General features: G+C 27.6%; 22 protein-coding genes. 6 read left to right on the top strand and 16 right to left on the bottom strand.

The genetic code is table 11. From position 1 onward, the window contains the following. Positions 1-8: 8 nt before the first annotated feature. Genes KJR01_RS07905 through thiD form a run of 5 tightly spaced genes read left to right on the top strand, consistent with a single transcriptional unit; the run spans position 9 to position 3,751 of the window. Entirely contained in the window at positions 9-1,142 is a 1,134-nt protein-coding gene (locus KJR01_RS07905) for a cytosine permease (RefSeq protein ID WP_214118332.1), read from the top strand. Beyond that, positions 1,105-1,899 (top strand): hydroxyethylthiazole kinase, encoded by a 795-nt coding sequence (gene thiM, locus KJR01_RS07900; protein ID WP_214118330.1) that lies wholly within the window; start codon positions 1,105-1,107, stop codon positions 1,897-1,899. The genes KJR01_RS07905 and thiM overlap by 38 nt, the downstream gene beginning before the upstream one ends. Next, on the top strand, positions 1,883-2,497 hold the full coding sequence (locus tag KJR01_RS07895) for a thiamine phosphate synthase (RefSeq protein ID WP_214118328.1): 615 nt from the start codon (positions 1,883-1,885) through the stop codon (positions 2,495-2,497). Before thiM ends, KJR01_RS07895 begins: the two co-directional genes overlap by 17 nt. Further along, positions 2,473-3,027: a beta-phosphoglucomutase gene (locus KJR01_RS07890; RefSeq protein ID WP_214118326.1), complete on the top strand. Its 555-nt coding sequence runs from the start codon at positions 2,473-2,475 to the stop codon at positions 3,025-3,027. Before KJR01_RS07895 ends, KJR01_RS07890 begins: the two co-directional genes overlap by 25 nt. Continuing rightward, positions 2,996-3,751, top strand: a complete 756-nt coding sequence (gene thiD / locus KJR01_RS07885) for a bifunctional hydroxymethylpyrimidine kinase/phosphomethylpyrimidine kinase (protein WP_214118324.1) — start codon at positions 2,996-2,998, stop codon at positions 3,749-3,751. Before KJR01_RS07890 ends, thiD begins: the two co-directional genes overlap by 32 nt. A 287-nt stretch (positions 3,752-4,038) precedes the next feature. Here the strand turns inward: thiD and motB are convergent, their stop codons facing one another. Genes motB through polA form a run of 4 tightly spaced genes read right to left on the bottom strand, consistent with a single transcriptional unit; the run spans position 4,039 to position 9,339 of the window. Further along, a complete protein-coding gene (gene motB / locus KJR01_RS07880) occupies positions 4,039-4,767 on the bottom strand; it encodes a flagellar motor protein MotB (protein ID WP_214118322.1) in 729 nt (242 codons plus the stop codon). 2 nt (positions 4,768-4,769) lie between these two features. Next, on the bottom strand, positions 4,770-5,543 hold the full coding sequence (motA, locus tag KJR01_RS07875; protein ID WP_214118320.1) for a flagellar motor stator protein MotA: 774 nt from the start codon (positions 5,541-5,543) through the stop codon (positions 4,770-4,772). A 35-nt stretch (positions 5,544-5,578) separates the two neighbouring features. Beyond that, positions 5,579-6,721, bottom strand: a complete 1,143-nt coding sequence (locus KJR01_RS07870) for a GGDEF domain-containing protein (protein ID WP_214118318.1) — start codon at positions 6,719-6,721, stop codon at positions 5,579-5,581. An 11-nt stretch (positions 6,722-6,732) separates the two neighbouring features. Continuing rightward, on the bottom strand, positions 6,733-9,339 hold the full coding sequence (polA, locus tag KJR01_RS07865; RefSeq protein ID WP_214118316.1) for a DNA polymerase I: 2,607 nt from the start codon (positions 9,337-9,339) through the stop codon (positions 6,733-6,735). Between the two features lie 131 nt (positions 9,340-9,470). Here polA and KJR01_RS07860 point away from each other — a divergent pair, with 131 nt between their 5' ends. Next, the gene (locus KJR01_RS07860) at positions 9,471-10,391 is read left to right on the top strand and encodes a bile acid:sodium symporter family protein (RefSeq protein WP_214118314.1); all 921 of its coding nucleotides are present in this window, start codon (positions 9,471-9,473) and stop codon (positions 10,389-10,391) included. A gap of 81 nt (positions 10,392-10,472) precedes the next feature. Here KJR01_RS07860 and KJR01_RS10410 read toward each other — a convergent pair whose 3' ends face one another. The 12 genes from KJR01_RS10410 to napG form a co-directional block, all read right to left on the bottom strand. Beyond that, positions 10,473-10,604, bottom strand: a complete 132-nt coding sequence (locus KJR01_RS10410) for a hypothetical protein (RefSeq protein ID WP_275591981.1) — start codon at positions 10,602-10,604, stop codon at positions 10,473-10,475. A 46-nt stretch (positions 10,605-10,650) separates the two neighbouring features. Beyond that, positions 10,651-10,806: a CstA-like transporter-associated (seleno)protein gene (locus KJR01_RS07855; RefSeq protein WP_214118312.1), complete on the bottom strand. Its 156-nt coding sequence runs from the start codon at positions 10,804-10,806 to the stop codon at positions 10,651-10,653. Positions 10,807-10,860: 54 nt separating this feature from the next. Beyond that, positions 10,861-11,382: a thermonuclease family protein gene (locus KJR01_RS07850; protein WP_250325170.1), complete on the bottom strand. Its 522-nt coding sequence runs from the start codon at positions 11,380-11,382 to the stop codon at positions 10,861-10,863. Positions 11,383-11,669: 287 nt separating this feature from the next. After that, entirely contained in the window at positions 11,670-11,984 is a 315-nt protein-coding gene (locus KJR01_RS07845; protein ID WP_214118310.1) for a hypothetical protein, read from the bottom strand. A 181-nt stretch (positions 11,985-12,165) separates the two neighbouring features. Beyond that, positions 12,166-12,543 (bottom strand): NINE protein, encoded by a 378-nt coding sequence (locus KJR01_RS07840; RefSeq protein ID WP_214118308.1) that lies wholly within the window; start codon positions 12,541-12,543, stop codon positions 12,166-12,168. Between the two features lie 179 nt (positions 12,544-12,722). After that, the gene (locus tag KJR01_RS07835) at positions 12,723-12,881 is read right to left on the bottom strand and encodes a CstA-like transporter-associated (seleno)protein (RefSeq protein WP_214118306.1); all 159 of its coding nucleotides are present in this window, start codon (positions 12,879-12,881) and stop codon (positions 12,723-12,725) included. Continuing rightward, positions 12,862-14,946 (bottom strand): carbon starvation CstA family protein, encoded by a 2,085-nt coding sequence (locus KJR01_RS07830; protein ID WP_214118304.1) that lies wholly within the window; start codon positions 14,944-14,946, stop codon positions 12,862-12,864. Before KJR01_RS07830 ends, KJR01_RS07835 begins: the two co-directional genes overlap by 20 nt. Positions 14,947-15,079: 133 nt before the next feature. Next, on the bottom strand, positions 15,080-15,391 hold the full coding sequence (locus KJR01_RS07825) for a chaperone NapD (protein ID WP_214118302.1): 312 nt from the start codon (positions 15,389-15,391) through the stop codon (positions 15,080-15,082). After that, the gene (locus KJR01_RS07820) at positions 15,391-16,218 is read right to left on the bottom strand and encodes a WD40 repeat domain-containing protein (protein ID WP_214118300.1); all 828 of its coding nucleotides are present in this window, start codon (positions 16,216-16,218) and stop codon (positions 15,391-15,393) included. The genes KJR01_RS07825 and KJR01_RS07820 overlap by 1 nt, the downstream gene beginning before the upstream one ends. Then, complete coding sequence (locus tag KJR01_RS07815) at positions 16,215-16,736, bottom strand: nitrate reductase cytochrome c-type subunit (RefSeq protein ID WP_214118292.1); 522 nt, start codon at positions 16,734-16,736, stop codon at positions 16,215-16,217. Before KJR01_RS07815 ends, KJR01_RS07820 begins: the two co-directional genes overlap by 4 nt. Continuing rightward, complete coding sequence (gene napH / locus KJR01_RS07810) at positions 16,733-17,536, bottom strand: quinol dehydrogenase ferredoxin subunit NapH (protein WP_214118290.1); 804 nt, start codon at positions 17,534-17,536, stop codon at positions 16,733-16,735. The genes KJR01_RS07815 and napH overlap by 4 nt, the downstream gene beginning before the upstream one ends. Then, positions 17,536-18,288, bottom strand: coding sequence for a ferredoxin-type protein NapG (gene napG / locus KJR01_RS07805; RefSeq protein WP_214118289.1), 753 nt, complete (start codon positions 18,286-18,288; stop codon positions 17,536-17,538). Before napG ends, napH begins: the two co-directional genes overlap by 1 nt.

Below are 18,288 nucleotides of genomic sequence, written 5' to 3'. Positions count from 1 at the left end.
AGAGTTGTATGAGTAATTTTTTCTTGTGGCTTGGAGCTAGTATTTCGCTAGCTGAAATTGAAGCCGGTAGTTTATTTTCAGGTCTTATTTTAAGTGATTCTTTATTTGCTATATTTTTTGGACATTTTTTAGGTGGAATTTTATTTTTTGCTATGATGTATATTAGCACTAAACTAAAATGCAATGCTATGGGTAGTCTTAAATATTTTTACTCACAAAATGGCAAAATATTCTTTTCATTTTGCAATTTTCTAGCTTTAATTTGCTGGAGTGCAGTTATGATTATGAGTGCAGCAATACTACTAAATGGACTATATCCAAATACAAATTTTAACTTAGTAGCAATTTTGTTATCATCACTTTTAATAATATGGCTATTATTAAAACAAAATTTATTAATGTTAATAAATAATTTTATAGTTTGCATACTTTTTTTGATAGTAATTTATATTTTTTATAACTTAATCAATCTTAATTTAAACCAAATAGAAGTTAATAAAATAAACTTAATAAATGCTATTGAACTAAGTATTGCTATGCCAATTTCTTGGCTTGCATTAGTTGGTGATTATACAAAATATTTTAAAAATCCAATAAAAGATAGTTTAGTAGCTTCAGTTGCGTATTTTCTAGGAAGTTCGCTTATATATATAATTGGATATTTAACTATGAAATACTATAGCGACCTTTCTAGTTTTTTAATCACTTTAAAATTATCAATGTTAATAATATTTTTGATTATTTTTTCAACAATAACAACAACATATTTAGACATTTTTTCAGCTAATGAAAGTATTAAAAACATAAATAATAAATTTGGTAATAAAATTACAATTTTATTAATAATCTTTATTGCTTTATTAATAGCTATTTTTATACCTTTTTCTTTATATGAAAATTTTTTATATACATTAAGTTCAGTATTTTTACCTATGGCATCGGTTATGGTATGTGTATATTGTTTTAAACTAAAAAATTCAGCTAAATTAAATTTTTTAATTTGGTTTATTGGATTTTTAATTTATCAAATACTAATTTATTTTGATTTTTTAGCATCAATTTTAACTTTTTTAATTATTTTAATTTTAACCTTAGGAGGAGAATATGTATCAAAACATTATTCAAAAAACAAGAAATCATAAAACTTTAGTAGAAAGTATTACAAATTATGTAACGATAAATGACTCAGCTAACGCTATTTTAGCTGTTGGTGGCTCACCTATTATGGGAGATTTTTATGAAGAAGTTGGCGAAATTGTTACAATTAGTAATGCGGTTTTGCTAAATATCGGGCAGTTAAACGAAAATCTAATAAAAGCCCATAAAAACGCAGCCTTAAAGGCAAATGAATTAAATATTCCTATTGTTTTTGACCCCGTTGCAGCAGGAGTTAGTAATGCAAGAAATAATTTATGTAAATATTTAATGCAAAATATAAAGTTTTGTGTAATTAAAGGCAATGCAAGCGAGATAAATTATCTAGTAAATAAGACATTAAATACAAGTGGCTGCGATAGTAGTGATGAAATAAATCAAAATGATTTAGAAAAATACATTGATTTTGCTAAAAAACATAAAACTATTTTGGTAATCACAGGTAAAAATGATTTTATCATCAATAAAACAAATGTTTTTATGCTAAGCAATGGTTCGGCAATGCAAACAAAAATCACAGGTGCAGGTTGTATGCTAGGCAATATCTTAGCCGTTTTTGTAGGGGCAAATGATGATAAATTAAATTCTGTAATCACAGGTATAAGTGCATTTAACATAAGTGCTGAAATAGCCGAAACTAAAGCAAATGGCACTATGTCGTTTAAAATGCACTTAATTGATGAGTTAAGCAAAATTGATGGAACTACCATAAAAGAAAGGATAAAAATTGAAAAACTTAGATGAAATTTTAAGATTTTATGCAATTAGTGATGATATATACACTAAAGAAGATGAATTATTAGATATTTGTGAGATTTTATTTGATTATGTAACTTGCTTTCAAGTAAGAAATAAAGCGAACAATTATAGCCTTAATACACTTTTAAAATTAAAAAATCTTTGTGAAATAAAAAAAGTAGCTTTAATAATAAACGATGATTTAGACCTTGCAATTAAGCTAAATGCTGATGGTATTCATCTAGGACAAAGTGATATAAACAAAAATCTAAAAATACCAAAAAATATGTTTTTAGGAATAAGTGCAAGTAATTATGAAGAAGCGTTAAAAGGCTTACAATTAGGAGCAAATTATCTAGGCATTGGAGCAATTTATGAGAGCAATACTAAAAAAGATGCAAAAATGCTAAGCAAAAATGACCTAATAAAAATAGTGCAAGAAATAAATATTCCTAAAGTGGCAATAGGAGGATTAAATTATCAAAATATAGACAATTTAAAAGAATTTAAAATAAAAAATATAGCTTGTATAAGTGCGATTTATGAAAATCAAAATTATAAAGCAAATTGCGAAAAATTATGGAAAAAGATTTCTCTTTTATAATTGACCTTGATGGCGTAATCATTGATAGCGTTGGCTTTTGGCAAGAATTAGCTAATGGATATAATTTAGATGATTTAAGTTTTTATGATGGGCTTAAAAAAATTGATGAATTAAACAAAACTAAATTAAGTAAAAAAATCATTAAAACTTGCATTGATTTTTATAGCAAAGAAGCTAATTTATGTATAGGTGTAAATGAGTTTTTAGCCAAATTTAGAGCTTATAAAAAATGTATTTATACAGCTAGTCCATTTGCAAAACTTGTTTTAAAAAGATTTGATATTTTAGATGAATTTGTTTTCATTCAAGATGAAAGAAAATATTTAAAAACTACTCAAATAGCTTTAAAAACTTGTATGAATAAGCTAAATACTAATAAATTTATTTTAATTGATGATAGCTCTAAAATAATTGATTTAGCTAATAAAAACGACATTTTTAGCATTGGAATCAATTGCGAAAATGCAAAAATAAATATTAAAAACATAGGAGAATTAAATGAAAAAGATATTAAGCATAGCTGGAAGTGACCCATCTGGTGGGGCTGGGTTGCAAGCTGATATAAAGACAATTCAAGCTCATAAAATGTATGCAATGAGTGTAATTACAGCCTTAACTGCTCAAAATACTAGCGGAGTTTTTGGCGTTTTAAAAGTTGATGCAGATTTTATAAAAGCTCAAATAAAAGCTTGTTTTGATGAATGCGAAATAGATTACATAAAAATCGGAATGCTTTATGATGAAGAAATTATAAATTGTGTTAAAAATACTCTAAATGGATATAGTAAAATCGTATTAGATCCAGTAATGGTGGCTACAAGTGGTGCAAGATTACTTGATGAAAAAGCGATTAATGCTATAAAAGATTTTGCAAAAAATGTTTATTTGATTACTCCAAATTTATATGAAGCTGAAGTTTTGTTGGGCGAAAAAATCACAAATGAAAAAGATGCAATAAATGCAGCAAAAAGTCTAGAAAAAACTCTAAATTGTAAGGTTTTGTTAAAAGGTGGACATTTAAAAGCAAGTGATTTTTTAAGCGAAAATGGTGAAATTACTATTTTTAAAGGCGAAAAAATAAAAAATATTGTAACTCACGGCACGGGTTGTACTCTAAGCTCTGCAATTGCTTGTAATTTAGCTTTAAACGAAGATATTAAAACAGCTTGTAAAAATGCAAAAGATTATGTAAGTAATGCTTTAAAAAATAGCTTTAATTTTAATTACAAAGTAAAATTATTAAATCATTTTTAGCATTATAGTTTTAAGCTTTAATTTTAAAATATGTTTTTTGAAATTAAAGCTCTTAACTCTTCTGGTCTCATTTTTTCTCCTTTTTGAAAATGTAGTGTGAAAAAATGTGAAAAAAAGTAAAAATATAAAAACTTAACTAAAATTGTTACAAAATTACACAATTAATTATATGTAAAATAAGTATAAGGTTTTTATTATTAATTTATAAAAGATAAAAGTAGTAAAAATGTAATATTTAAAGCTTTAAAAGAATTTGAAATTCCTTAAAACTTTAAATATATATAAAATTATTTAACTTTTTCTACTGCATCAAGTATTGTTTTTTGAGATTTTATATCGTTTATATCAGTTTTAAAATATAATTCAACTCTATTATTTTTTGCAGATTCTAAACTATTATTATCAAATCTAGGATTGTTTGCTCCATAGCTTTTGATACTAAGTTTTGATGAATCAACCCCGCTTTTAATAAGTATCTCAAGGACTTCTCTAGCTCTTGCAGTTGCTAAATCAAAACTTGTTAAATAACTATCATCATTATCGCTAAATCCACGAATTTCAAGCTGAACCCCATCTCCTAAGCCTTGCATAATCATTTTAATTCTTTTAAGATATAAAATATCATCACTATTTGCAACTCTAGTTTCATCTTTATTAAATAACAATATTGAAGGAAGTTCCATATAGAATTGGTTTTCTCTTTGATCTAAGATAGCTTTTAGTTTTTCTATACTTTCTTGCTGATTTATATTTTGAGCTTGTAAAGCACGAGATTCTTCGTTATTTGATGGGCTATGTTTGCCATCTGTTTTACTCTCTTTTTCTACCACCTGCGTGCTTGGAAAATCAAAAATCTTTACAAATTCTTTAGTTAAAGCCTTTGCTTTATCAGTATTTACCGAAGCAATAGCATAAAGTGCGATAAATAACGCTAGTAATAATGAGAAAAAGTCTGCTAAAGGAACAGCCCATTTCTCGCATGCTGGTATTGGTGGGCACTTTTTTTTCTTAGACATTATTATTCACCAAATTGTGATTTAGGCACTAAACCATGTGGGAAATATAAAAATAGCTTTTGCTCTAAATCTCTTGGATTTGCACCTTCTGCTATACCAACTACCCCAGCCATCATAAGCTCTTTTTCTACTATTAAATCATGTCCGTTACCTTTGATTTTGTTTCCCCAAGGCACAAACACTCCATAACAACAATAAATCCCTGTAACCGTAGCCGTAAATGCACCCGCAATACCCATCGCCATTGCTTGCGGATTATCAAGTAATTGAAGTGCTAGCATAAGACCGCACACCGCTCCAACAAGTCCAAATGTAGGACAAGACTCACCTACACGACAAAAGAATTCCCTACACTCATCATAATAAGTTTCTGAATGAGAAATATCAAGCTCCATACTTTCTTTTATTTCTTCAACATCTTTACCATCAACCATCATCATCATTGCTGATTTTAAGTAGTGATTATCTATTTCAGCTACTTTTGGTTCAAGTGCTAAAAGCCCATCTTTTCTAGCAATAGAAGCAAATTCTATTAACTGATCGGTTCTTGCTTGAAAATTAACCCCACTACCTTTAAAAACTATTTTAAGCTCTTTAAAAGCTCCTTTTATAAAATATTTATTCGTTCCAACCATAGTAGAGAAAAATGCTGTTGGTAAAACGATTAAAACCGATGAAATATGAATAAGGTGTAATGGGTTACCACCTTCTAAAATATCCCCTACGCAAATAGATGTAAGAGCTAAAACCATTCCTAAGACCGTTGTTAAATCCACATTTTTTCCTTTATTTAAATCTTAAAATATTACATTCATTTAGTTAAAATTTCTTCATTATATACTTTTATGCAATTTTTGCCAGCATTTTTAGCAGCATACACTGCTAAATCGGTTTTTTTCATAAAATCATTAGAATTTGTAATAGTAGTAGGTAAAATTGTAGCCACTCCTATACTAATACTACTTTTCCATCTATCATCTAGCTTATTTCCTACTTGAATATTTAAACTTCTAGTAACATTTAAAAGTGTTTTTGCTAGTAACATAGCACCATCAATATCTGTATTTGGTAGTAAAACAAAAAACTCATCTCCACCAAGTCTTGCTAAAACATCATCAGTTCTAATAGTTTCTTTGATTGTTTGCGAAAACTCTCTTAATACCTTATCGCCCATTTCGTGTCCATAAGTGTCATTTACTTCTTTAAAATTATCTAAATCAATCATTAAACCACTTGTAATTAATGAATTTTCTTTAGCTTCATTTAAAATAACTTCTAAAACTTCAAATAAATGTCTTCTATTTGGCAAATTTGTTAATACATCTGTTAAAGCTATACTTCTTAAAGTTTGATTTGTTGCTGCTAATTCTCTTGTTTTCTCTTTCACTTTTAATTCAAGATTTCTTTTAAGTTCTAATAATTCACTATTTTTCTTAACTACAACATTTAAAAGATTACTAAGAGCTTTTACTAAAGGTGCTGTTTGCTTATTTTCATTTTGAACTACTATCTCATAAGCTTCTTTAGCTTCAAGACCTTGATTAATTAATTCTATTTGTTTTGCCATATTTTGGTCAATCCCTAAAATATGAAAAGCAAGCCAAGAAATCAAAAACTCTAACAAACTCTTAACAGCTTCTTTATTAGTGCCATCTCCAACATCATCATATAATTGCTTAGTTTGTTCTATAAACATTTTATGACTTAATTTATGCTCTTGAAAAAAATCACTAAAAATATTTACATTTTGCATTAGCATTTCTTCTTCTGAAAAATGCTCTTTAGCATAGTTTAAAATACCATTAAAAGCTTCATCTAACTCATTTTTATTTAAATTCTTTTCGCTTAATTTTAAAGCTAGTTCATTGATTAATTGCACTAAATAATAATGCTGCTTATCAACATTATCAATATTTGTTTCATAGTCTTTATTCCAAGCAAATATTATTTCCATAACCTTTCCCTTTATTTTAATTTATCCCAACTTTTCCCAACACTCAAACTCGTTTTTAATTTAACTTTTAAACCATAAGCATTTTCCATTATATTTTGAGCTATTTTTGAAAATTCTAATACATATTCATCTTTTACTTCAAAAATTAATTCATCGTGAATTTGCAATATCAATTTTGCATTTTCACTCAAATATGGATAAATCTTAATCATAGCTAATTTAATTAAATCTGCTGCCGAACCTTGCAAAATGCTATTTATACATTCTCTATCGTTTGCATTATTTATCTTAATATCATTTGTATATTTGAAAAATCTTTTCCTACCTAAAAGCGTTTTGATATAACCTAAGTCTTTTGTTTGTTTTTTTGTATTTTCAAAATATTCTTTAATCAAACTAAAAGAAGCAAAATATTTTTTAATATAATCACTAGCATCGCTATATGGTATTTTTAACTCTTCACTAAGTCTTCTAGCACCCATTCCATAAATTAGACCAAAATTTATGCTTTTTGCATAATTTCTTTTATCTTTATCGCTCGTGCCAAAAATCTCAATAGCAGTTCTTGTATGAATGTCTTCATCAAATAAAAATGCTTTTAATAAATTTTCATCTTGGCTAAAATGAGCCAACATTCTAAGCTCAATTTGAGAATAATCAAGACTAATAAATGAATAACCAGTTTGCGGGATAAAAGCTTCTTTTAAATAACTTGCGTATTTGCTTCTAGCAGGGATATTTTGTAGATTTGGATTGTTTGAGCTAAGTCTTCCTGTTGCTGTGCCTGTTTGTAAAAAGTTTGAACGCACTTTGAAATTCTCTTGATTATTTATATTTAACTCAAGCAATGGTAAAACATAGGTGCTAAGGACTTTGCTAGCGGTTCTATATTCTAAAATCAATTCAGCAATAGGATGCTCTATGCTTTGTAAGGCTGCTTCATTAGTTGAGCCTTTATGATTATCAGGTAGTTTTAATTTATCATATAAAATCTCTTTAAGTTGCTTTGGAGAATTTAAATTAAAGCTTAAGCCAACCATATTAAATATCTGATTTTCTAATTCTTTTAAATTAAGCTCTAATATATTTTGAAGATTTAATAATTTTTCTTTATTTAGTGTAATTCCATTATTTTCTAAAGAAATTAAAACTTTAATAAACTCACATTCAAAATCAAATTCTTTTTTGCGTTCATCATCTAAGTTTTTAAAAGCGTGTTCATAAATTGCTTTAGTTATAAACGCATCTTCGCTTGCATATTCACAAGCTAATTTGGTATCAATATCGCTAAAATTTTCGCCCTTTTTAACTACTTCTTCATAAGCTAAACAAGTATAATCAAAATACTCCTTAGCAAGATAATCAAGTGAGTATTTAGAACTTGAATCAATTAGCCAAGCAGCTATCATACTATCTTTAAATTTCTTTGGATATGAAATACCTAAGTCATTTTTCAGCATTTTTAAATCAAATTTTAAATTATGACCTATTATTACTTTTTCAAATATCTTATTTATAGCTTTTATAGCATCTTCTTTAGCAATATTTTTTGCATTTTTATGTAGTATTGGAACATAATAGCTTTTATCTTGATTGCAAAACGAAAATCCAACTATCTTATCATCATAATTAAGCCCTGTTGTTTCGGTGTCAAATCCAACCTCATCACCTAAATTGTCTATAATCTTAAATAATTCTTCTTTATCATCTAATAAGGTTTTTGTATATTTTAAGCTTACTTGTTTTTCTTCTTTTATCTCGTTTTGTTTATCTATAAATTTTAAGAATTTAAATAATTCAAATTCTCTTAATTCATCTTCAATATTATTAAATATATTAATACTTGGCTTACTAGCCTTGCTTAGAAAATCTCCTAAAGGCAAATCATCAACTAATTTTGCTAATTTTTTAGATAAAACTGCATCATCTTTATGTTCGGCTAATTTTTTTTGAGAACTTTTATTACCTAATACATTTAGATTTTTATATACATTATCAAGGCTATCGTATTCGTTTAATAATTTTTTAGCAGCAACTGGTCCAATACCAGGAATACCTTTAAAATTATCAGCACTATCGCCTACTAAGGTTAAATAATCAAGCATTTGATAAGGCTTAACGCCAAATTTCTCAATACAAGCTAACTCGTTTATAATCTCATAATTCTTACCAATTAACTCGGTATTATTATCATCAAGCAATTGATAAAGGTCTTTATCGGTTGAATAAATGCTAGTAAATAAGCCTTGTTGCTTAGCAAACTTACTAACACTAGCAATAATATCATCAGCTTCATAATTAGGAATTTCTATTGATAAAAATCCTGATTTTTTAATAAGCTCGATACATACTGGAATTTGCTCTTTTAATTCAGGCTCTAATTCTTTTCTATTAGCCTTATAATCAGGCAAAAGCTCTTTTCTAAATGACCCGCCCGAGCTATCTAGTGCAAAAACTACATAATCACATTCAATTTCTTCAACAATTTTTAACATAAAATTTAATAAACCAAATATCATTCCTATTGGTTTTTCATCTTTTGCACTTTTTAAATTCCTCATCGCATAATAAGAGCGAAATAGCACATTTAAAGTATCTACTACTATTATTTTTTTCATATTTTCTACCTTTGATTTTGCCTTTATGTTATCAAAAGAATAATTAATAAAACTAATAAAAAACTAATTTTCATTTTTAATTTACTTTAAAGTTTAATTTAATAAATTTCGTGTTTTTTAAAGGAGATTTTATGAAAAAAATTAGCGATTTTATTTCAAAAAATTTAGCTATTTTGGTTTTAGTTTGCACTGCTTTTGCTTTGTTTTATCCAAGTATTTCTAATATCATTAAGACAAGTTATGTTAATTATTTGCTTGGAATTATTATGTTTGGAATGGGGCTTAGCGTTAGAGCTAGTGATTTTAAGGAATTATTTTTAAGACCTAAAGATGTGATTATAGGTATTTTTGCACAATTTATAATAATGCCTTTTATAGCTTTTGTTTTGATTTTTGTTTTCAAACTTGATAGTGCTTTAGCAATAGGTGTTGCTTTAGTTGGTGCTTGTCCTGGTGGCACTAGCTCAAATGTGATTAGCTACCTAGCAAAAGCTGATGTTGCTTTATCAGTTAGTATTACAAGCTGCACTACGATTTTAGCTCCGATAATTACTCCATTTATTACTTATTTATTAGTTGGAAAAAGCATTGATATTAACGCTATTTCAATGTTTGTTAGCATTATTCAAGTAATAATTATTCCTATTTTATTAGGTGTTTTAGCTCATAAGTTTTTACCTAAAATTACTGAAAAATTACAAGATACTTTGCCACTTATTTCAACCTTTGGAATTGTAGCTATAGTAATGAGCGTAGTTGGTGCAAACGCAACAAAAATCTTAGATAATTTAGGCATTATTTTAGTAGTTGTAATGCTTCATAATGTCTTAGGCTATCTTTTAGGCTTTTTTGCGGGAAAAATCTTTAAATTAGAATTAGCAAAACAAAAAACTCTAGCAATAGAAGTAGGAATGCAAAACTCAGGCTTAGCTGCTTCACTAGCAACTACTCATTTTGCTGCTTATCCTTTAGCTGCTGTTGTGGCTGCTTTATTTAGCGTGTGGCACAATATTTCAGGTGGGATTTTAGCAACAATTTTTAGAAGATTTTAATATTTATAATTCCTATTTTAATTTTAAAATAGGAATTATTTTAAATTAATTTGTAAAACTAAACTAGCTTCTTTTAAATAATCAACAACTTTTTTTAATCGTTTTAAATTCTTCTTCGCTTTTTGGCTTTTCGCCTGTTTTTTCACATTCAGCTAAATATTTTTCATAGCTTTGAGTTTTTGTTTTAAAAAATGCTTTAAGCTTTTTAAACATTGCTTGTCCTTAATCTTGTATAAGCAAACTTGCTTCTTAATTAACCTCAAGCACAATTAGAATTTAAACGCTCTTTCTCACGCTTTAAAAATTCTTCTTTGCTTAAAGGCTCTTCATTTGGGTATTTTTCCTTATGTTCTCTTAAATAAGCTTCATAATCAGGAATACCACAAGCTGCTTTGAGTTTATCAAAAAATCCCATAGCTTTCTCCTTAAGTTAAAATAAAATCTAAAGATAACATAAAAGATTTGCTAATCAATCTCTTTTATGCTCTAATCTAAATTCTCTTGGATTTTGTGGATTTTTACCTTGCCATAATCCTAATTTATTGGCTCTTGCGTATTTTTCATCATCTAAATATTTTTTCGTATAGTTTTGATACGACCACGCACAACCATTTCTTACCATTGCTTTATTTATATCTTCGCCATTAGCATAGACAATGCCTACAACCCGTCCATATTTATCTTTGTCTTTAATCTCTAACTTAATATCTTTATTTTTAAGAAAATCACTTAGCATATTTTTACAAAATTGCCCGTATTCTTGAGCGCTTTCTGGTGCATCTATACCATAAAATCTCACTTTGATTTTTTCTCCTTTGCTAAGCAAAACTATAGTATCTCCATCACTTACTTTTTCTAGTGAATACTCTTTAGTAAAAGAAGTAAAATAAGAAAAATTTGCAACTACTAAAAAAATAATTAAAGCAATTATTTGGTATTTAAATGGTAATTTTTTAATTAATTGCATTTGTGCTTTTGTTGGTTTTTTCATATTAATCCTTAAAATTATTTTTTATATAATATTATTTTTAAAAGGATTTTACAATGGTTTTTATAAACAAAAACCTATAAAAATACTTAGCTTATTAGTATTTTATGCTTGCTAATTCATCTTAAAAAAAGTTATAGTTTGATATTTATTTAACTTCTTGATGATTTTAAATTCTAGTATTTAAAAAATTAGTCTAATCATAATTTTAATTTTTATTTATACATTAAGCTTTGTTATAAAAATAATAGAGCTTAATGTTTTTATAACTTTAAGATAAAAATATTAAATCAGTTTTGTATTTTATTTTTATTCTTAGCTTTTTGCATAAAATATAATGCTATTAACGCTATTACAAATCCTAAGATAAAAGTTAAACCATAAGAAGCATATAGTTCTAATGCCAAACGCTCTTGCGATATAAATTTATCAAATTCCCCTACACTTTTTACTAAGTTAATTGTTGCTTCAATATTTTTCAACGAGTTATAAGGGTTATTAGGATTCTTTAAATACAACATAAGAGTAAATACCTTAGTGCTAAATAAACTAGCAGCTATTAAACCTACAATAACACCAATACCGATATTTTTCTTTTTTTTCATTTTTTTCCTTTAATTTTATTTTCTTTATTTTTAATTTTAAAATGGATTAAAGGCAAAATATAGGCAAAATAACTTTGCAATATTTAATCTTACAAATTATTTAGCTTTTAATAATTCTGTTCTTTGCTATTATCTTTTGCACTAATTTTGCCGTTATTTGGTATTGAAAACCAATTATTACTTAGCCTATAGCTTGTAAAATTTTTTGATAATTACTTTGTTGAATTGCTTTATATACAAAATAAATATCTATTAAAACATAAATATATAAAGCCCATAAAATAAATATCCCTATAAAAAGAAATACACTAATTAAGCCTATTAAAAATATTCCTAATTTTAAAAAACCTAAAGACCTATTACCTTGATAAAACCTATCAATACCTAATATCCCGAAGAAAAACCCTAAATTCATTGCCAATATAGGGTGTTTGTAATTAATACAAGAAAGATTTTTAAATTTTTCTTCACTTAAGCTGTCAAGTTTATTGCTTAGCATAAACTTTTGCTCGCTTGATATTTTATTATCAAGCAACATTAAATAAGAACTTTTGTCCATAATGACTCCTTTGATTAAATAAAAGAGCTATTGTAATACCCCCCCCCGCTAACAAGAAGTTAATGGATTAAAATTATTTAATAATTATTCAAGATTTTTAAAAATAAAATTATAAAAAAAAGATAAAAATATGTGCTAATAAAGATAATTTGTATTAGCTAACTAGCTACTTAAATTTATCAGCATTTTGTTTTACGCTTGCTTGTTTGTTCTATGAAAAACTCCTTTTTAGTTAAAGGAGTTTTATCAGGGTGCATTTTCTTAAAATGCTCTAAATATTTTTCATAATCAGGTGCTCCAAGCATTGCGTAAAAAAACTCACGAAGCTGCTTTTTCATAAACCACTTCTTTAAGTGGAATGCTAAACCTATTAGAATAACTTTCTTTCCAAATTAGAACGAATTTAATTCCAACTATTATGGTAACTAATAAGAAGAAAATCGTTAAAATAGCATTTACTACATTAGAATGTGCCACTTGTTTAGCTTTATTAAATTCTTTTAAAGTCGCTTCACTATTATCTCCTGCATTAATTTTTACTAATAATTCATCAGCTTTAGCAAAATTAATTTGAGCTGTTGCTACGTGAGAAATTGAGTTTGCGATTTTGCTTTCACTTTGTGGTAATACCTTTGCAATACCTGCTGTAAATGTAGTTGAGATTACAAAAAGCGCAGGTAAAACAATAGCTAAGATATACTTTCTTTTTCCCATTTTAATAAATACAGAGCCACATAAAAACATAGCAACTACTGCTAAAAGTTGATTTGATACGCCAAAAAGCGACCAAAGTGAATAAATTCCACCAAGTGGGTCAATAGCACCACCATATAAGAACCAGCCCCATCCAGCAACACAAATTAAAGTAGCGAATATATTTGCTCCTAAATTACTTGTGTTTGCAAGTGGCTTATAAACATTTCCTAACATATCTTGAACCATAAATCTACAAGTTCTAGTTCCCGCATCAACCGCTGTTAAGATAAATAATGCTTCAAATAAAATAGCGAAGTGATACCAAAATGCCATCATTTCCTTTCCACCGATTAGCTCGTGAATAATTAATGATAAGCCTATTGCAAATGTAGGTGCTCCACCTGTTCTACTTAATATAGTGCTCTCGCCTATATCATTAGCAAGTGTTTGAATATCAGCAGGAGTTACGCTAAATCCCCAAGCACTAATAGCTGCACTCGCACTCTCAAGTGTCGTGCCTATAATTGCTGGTGCTGAATTTATTGCAAAATATACTCCAGGTTGAAGTATACAAGCAGCAATTAAAGCCATAATAGCAACCGCACTCTCCATTAGCATTGAACCATAGCCTACCATTTTTGCTTGTGTTTCATTTTCTAGCATTTTTGGACTTGTTCCACTAGAAATTAATGCGTGAAAGCCTGAAATCGCCCCACAAGCAATATTTATGAATAAAAATGGAAATAATCCACCTGCAAACACAGGGCCTGTGCCATCTATAAAATGTGTAACTTTTGCCATTTTAATTTCAGGAGAAACTAAAACAACACAAATAGCCATTATCAAAATTACACCGATTTTTAAAAATGTTGAAAGATAATCTCTTGGTGCAAGTAAAAACCAAACCGGTAAAATCGCAGCTATCATTCCATAGCCCATCATTATAAAGCTAAGTTCAAGAACGCTAAAATCAAAATGTCTTGCTAAATCAGGGTCGTTTGATACAACTTTTCCTAAATATAAAGCTATCATAAGTAAAACAAAGCCAATTATACTAGCTTCTCCGACTGCACCTGGGCGAATAAATCTCATATAAATTCCCATAAAAATAGCAATAGGAATTGTTGAAGCTATTGTAAATGTCCCCCAAGGAGAATGTGCTAAAGCTTTTACAACAACCATAGCTAAAATAGCAATGATAATTAACATAATAAGAAAAATTCCTATCATAGAAACAACACCAACGAAATTCCCCATCTCGTCTTTAATCATTTCGCCAAGACTTTTTCCACCGCGTCTGCTTGATACAAAAAGCACAACAAAATCATGCACGCTACCAACTAAAACGCCACCAATTAATATCCATAATACACTAGGCAAATATCCCATTTGAGCTGCTAGGATTGGTCCAACAAGTGGTCCTGCACCTGCAATTGCAGCAAAGTGATGGCCAAATAAAACATATTTGTTTGTAGGAACAAAGTCTTTTCCATCATTAAGTGCTACAGCAGGAGTAATCTTAGTAGCATCAACGCCGCAAAGCTTAGTTTCTATAAACAAAGCATAAAATCTATAGCCGATTGTATAAATACAAACAGCAGCTACAACTATCCAAGCAGCATTTATTGTTTCGCCATTATTTAAAGCAATAACGCCCATACAAAATGCTCCAAGAATAGCAACAACTATCCATAAAAGCTTATTCATAGCTTCTCCTTAAAAATAAATTAATTTTTTAATCTAATTAAAAATGTGAGTAAGTATTATAATCTAAAATTATAATACTTATAAGAATTTTATATTAAAAGATAAAAATATAAAAAAATTACGAGTTAAATTATTAATATTTATTATAAATGTTTCCATAATACTCAATATTCTCTGCATTGCCTAAAGCATTTACTTTATCTGCTATTTTTTGAGCGTTAATTTCTAAATCAAATTCACTAGCTTCACTAAAAGCCATATTAACATCTATAACACTATCTAATCGCTTAATGGCATTAAAAGTTGCTAAAGTATTGTCAAAATCACTAGCTTCAATTAAAACGATAAATTTTTTATCAATTACTTGCTCTATGTTGGCATCTTTTATATTTTTTATTTCGTTTTCAAATTCTTCATTTGCAATAACTACTAAAGATGAAATCATTAAAAATCCTTTTTGTATAAAATTTTTGAATAAGCATTGAGCTTTAATGTATTTTTATCAAATAATATTGAATTAAGATATAAATTACCTATATTTATTTTATCCTTACCTATACAAATATTATTTTCTAAATCGCAAGAATAAGCAAAGTTTAAATTATCACTTAAAGCGCAATTATAAACTAAATTATCACTTTCTATATTAGTAATTTCATTTAATTTGTCATCATTAATTATAACTTTTCTATCAGTTGAGCAAGAAATAATATTATCTTTTTTATAATCTACATTATAAATATTATCTTTATGAACTTCCTTGCTTATAAAATCATTAGAATTTAAATCATAAACAACTATTTTTCCACTTTCAAATCCTAAAGCAATTTTTGCCTTTTCTTTATTAATACTTGCAGCATTTATGCTTGCATTTGAAAAATGAACTTTTTTTATTAAGTTAAATGATAAATCTCTTATGATTAGTTCGCTTCCTAAAGAAGTAAGAATTATTTTATCTTTGTATAAAAATGCCTTATTAATATCGCTTGAGATTTTAAATTTCAATAATTTATTATCTTTATAAATGTTTAAAGTCTTTAATCCATCTTTTGAACTAATTGCTAAAATGCTACTATCGTAATCATCAATAAAAATAATATTATCATCAAGGCTTAAAACCTTATCATTATTTTTATAAATATCATTGCCACACGCCACAAATTCATTATTAATATAGTTTATATAACAATCATATTCTAAATATTCTAATTCATTTAGGTTTAGCTCACTTGCTAAACCTAAACTAGCTATAAATAATAGCAATTTTTTCACTTTAATCCTTCATTTATTACATCAAGTAAATTTGAACGATGTTTGCCTAATTCATCATTTCTAAAATCAGGCTTAAATGTGTTTTTGATTCCACTATCAATATTTGCTTGTGGTGCGTGGCATTGAACGCAGTTATATCTTGCTTGAGATATAGAATCAAGTTTTTTCTCATTTCTTAAATCATAATAATGGCTTGCTGGCATAGGAGTTGCTTCTTCAATACTAAGCTTTACACGCTCATTATCAGCACCTAAATCATGACAGCTAAGACACATATTATTATCTTGAGTAATTGGTAAAAAATCTTCTACATTGTGTGGAATTTGTGGTGGAGCATTTAAATAAGCTCTTTCAAAACGCTCTGCTTCTCCAGCTTCTTTTTCAGAGTATGTAAAATTCTTGATTTCTAATTTTGTTTCATCGTTTAGTGAATGTTTTCTTAAACCAATTTCAGTATCACTCACACTAGCAGCAATCAACAAACTACTAGCAGCTAAACTTAAAAATATTTTTTTCATTTTTTTCCTTTCAAAAAATTAATTAAATTAAAATTAAGTGCATCATCATCGCATACTTCAATACATCTAGCACACTTAATGCACTCACTATTGCTAACATTACCACTATATTTTGTAATAAGTGATAATACTTGAGCTTCTGGACAAATCATTTTGCATTTCATACATTTAGTGCATTTATTTAAATCATAACTTACTTTTAACATAGCAAATTTTGAAATTAAACTATAAAAAGCACCTAATGGACAAAGATGCGAACAAACTAAATTCCTTTGCACAAATAAATCAAGTAAAAATATAATAATTGCAACAAATATAGCCGAAGTTTGCATAAAAATTATTCCCCTAGTAATTATTCCTATATGAGAATACTTTTCAAATACTGGCTCATTTGCTATCAAACACAAAATCAAAATACTAAATAATATAAAATATCTAGTGTTTTGTTTAAAATTAGTCAGCTTAGAGCTTTTAAAACTTGTGTTTTGCTTGATAAAATCTGCTAAATTTGTAATCAAATTAACAGGACAAACAAAAGAACAAAATGCACGACCTAAAAACAAAGCATAAATAATAAAAACTAAAAATGCAGATATAAATAATCCCACATTAAGAGTAAAAGTTGCTAAAAATATTTGCAAATACGCAAAAGGGTCGCTTAAGCTAATACTATTAAATAATAGCGAAGAGCTAAGATTTCCTTTTAAAATAAAATCAGCACTAGGTAATATAAATAAAGCTAAAAGTCCTAATTGGATAAATCTTCTTAAAATCAAATATTTATTTTTTAATATCTTCATTAAAATTCTCCATCATTTAGGTAATTTATAGCTTTTTTCTCATCGTGTTTTTTGCTAGTATCTATGTGTTTTAATCTTTCATCATCACCACTAACCCAGCCTTTAACATAATTATCATTTCTCTCACCCAATATAAAACTAGTAGGCAAAATAACAATAGCTGGCTTTTTAGTAATACAAACTTTTTCGCATAAACCACAACCCACACAATAATCATAATCAACCTTAGGCACTAACATTGCATGTTTTTTAGTTCGCTCATTTCTTTTATATTCAAGCTTTAAAGCTTTATCTATAAAAGGACACGCCCTATAGCAAGCATCACATTGAATTCCAAAATGAGCTACACAAGAGCTTTCATCTACTATTGCACGACCAATATTTACTAAAGAAATTTTATTAATACTTTTATCTAGCGCATCTGTCGGACAAGCCTTAATACAAGGCAAATCATCGCATAAATAGCAAGGAATTTCATTTGCACTAAATTTAGGAGTTCCTAAACTAGCAAATTCCCCTATCTTAGCTAAACTTAAAGTATTATAAGGGCAAGCTTTTACACATTTAGCACAACGAATGCAATTAGCCAAAAAATGTTTTTCACTAACAACTCCTGGTGGGCGTAGAAAAAAACTCTTTTTAAGTTCAATTTTGCTTTCACTTTTTGGTGTATCGTTTAATTTGAATATGCTAAAAGTTCCAACACCAACTGCTAAAATCTTTATAGTATTTGTAAAAAATTGCCTTCTCAT

The organism is Campylobacter sp. 2018MI10, from assembly GCF_018501175.1.
Lineage (GTDB): Bacteria > Campylobacterota > Campylobacteria > Campylobacterales > Campylobacteraceae > Campylobacter_E.
This window is presented reverse-complemented; position numbering and strand designations above follow the sequence as displayed.

Bases quoted from the DNA above. Each gene is read 5' to 3' on its own strand.
- KJR01_RS07905 (WP_214118332.1), top strand. From the start codon at position 9: ATGAGTAATTTTTTCTTGTGGCTTGGAGCTAGTATTTCGCTAGCTGAA.
- thiM (WP_214118330.1), top strand. From the start codon at position 1,105: ATGTATCAAAACATTATTCAAAAAACAAGAAATCATAAAACTTTAGTA.
- KJR01_RS07890 (WP_214118326.1), top strand. From the start codon at position 2,473: ATGGAAAAAGATTTCTCTTTTATAATTGACCTTGATGGCGTAATCATT.
- thiD (WP_214118324.1), top strand. From the start codon at position 2,996: ATGAAAAAGATATTAAGCATAGCTGGAAGTGACCCATCTGGTGGGGCT.
- motB (WP_214118322.1), bottom strand. From the start codon at position 4,767: ATGTCTAAGAAAAAAAAGTGCCCACCAATACCAGCATGCGAGAAATGG.
- KJR01_RS07870 (WP_214118318.1), bottom strand. From the start codon at position 6,721: ATGGAAATAATATTTGCTTGGAATAAAGACTATGAAACAAATATTGAT.
- polA (WP_214118316.1), bottom strand. From the start codon at position 9,339: ATGAAAAAAATAATAGTAGTAGATACTTTAAATGTGCTATTTCGCTCT.
- KJR01_RS07860 (WP_214118314.1), top strand. From the start codon at position 9,471: ATGAAAAAAATTAGCGATTTTATTTCAAAAAATTTAGCTATTTTGGTT.
- KJR01_RS10410 (WP_275591981.1), bottom strand. From the start codon at position 10,604: ATGTTTAAAAAGCTTAAAGCATTTTTTAAAACAAAAACTCAAAGCTAT.
- KJR01_RS07855 (WP_214118312.1), bottom strand. From the start codon at position 10,806: ATGGGATTTTTTGATAAACTCAAAGCAGCTTGTGGTATTCCTGATTAT.
- KJR01_RS07850 (WP_250325170.1), bottom strand. From the start codon at position 11,382: ATGAAAAAACCAACAAAAGCACAAATGCAATTAATTAAAAAATTACCA.
- KJR01_RS07845 (WP_214118310.1), bottom strand. From the start codon at position 11,984: ATGAAAAAAAAGAAAAATATCGGTATTGGTGTTATTGTAGGTTTAATA.
- KJR01_RS07840 (WP_214118308.1), bottom strand. From the start codon at position 12,543: ATGGACAAAAGTTCTTATTTAATGTTGCTTGATAATAAAATATCAAGC.
- KJR01_RS07835 (WP_214118306.1), bottom strand. From the start codon at position 12,881: ATGAAAAAGCAGCTTCGTGAGTTTTTTTACGCAATGCTTGGAGCACCT.
- KJR01_RS07830 (WP_214118304.1), bottom strand. From the start codon at position 14,946: ATGAATAAGCTTTTATGGATAGTTGTTGCTATTCTTGGAGCATTTTGT.
- KJR01_RS07825 (WP_214118302.1), bottom strand. From the start codon at position 15,391: ATGATTTCATCTTTAGTAGTTATTGCAAATGAAGAATTTGAAAACGAA.
- KJR01_RS07815 (WP_214118292.1), bottom strand. From the start codon at position 16,736: ATGAAAAAAATATTTTTAAGTTTAGCTGCTAGTAGTTTGTTGATTGCT.
- napH (WP_214118290.1), bottom strand. From the start codon at position 17,536: ATGAAGATATTAAAAAATAAATATTTGATTTTAAGAAGATTTATCCAA.
- napG (WP_214118289.1), bottom strand. From the start codon at position 18,288: ATGAGAAGGCAATTTTTTACAAATACTATAAAGATTTTAGCAGTTGGT.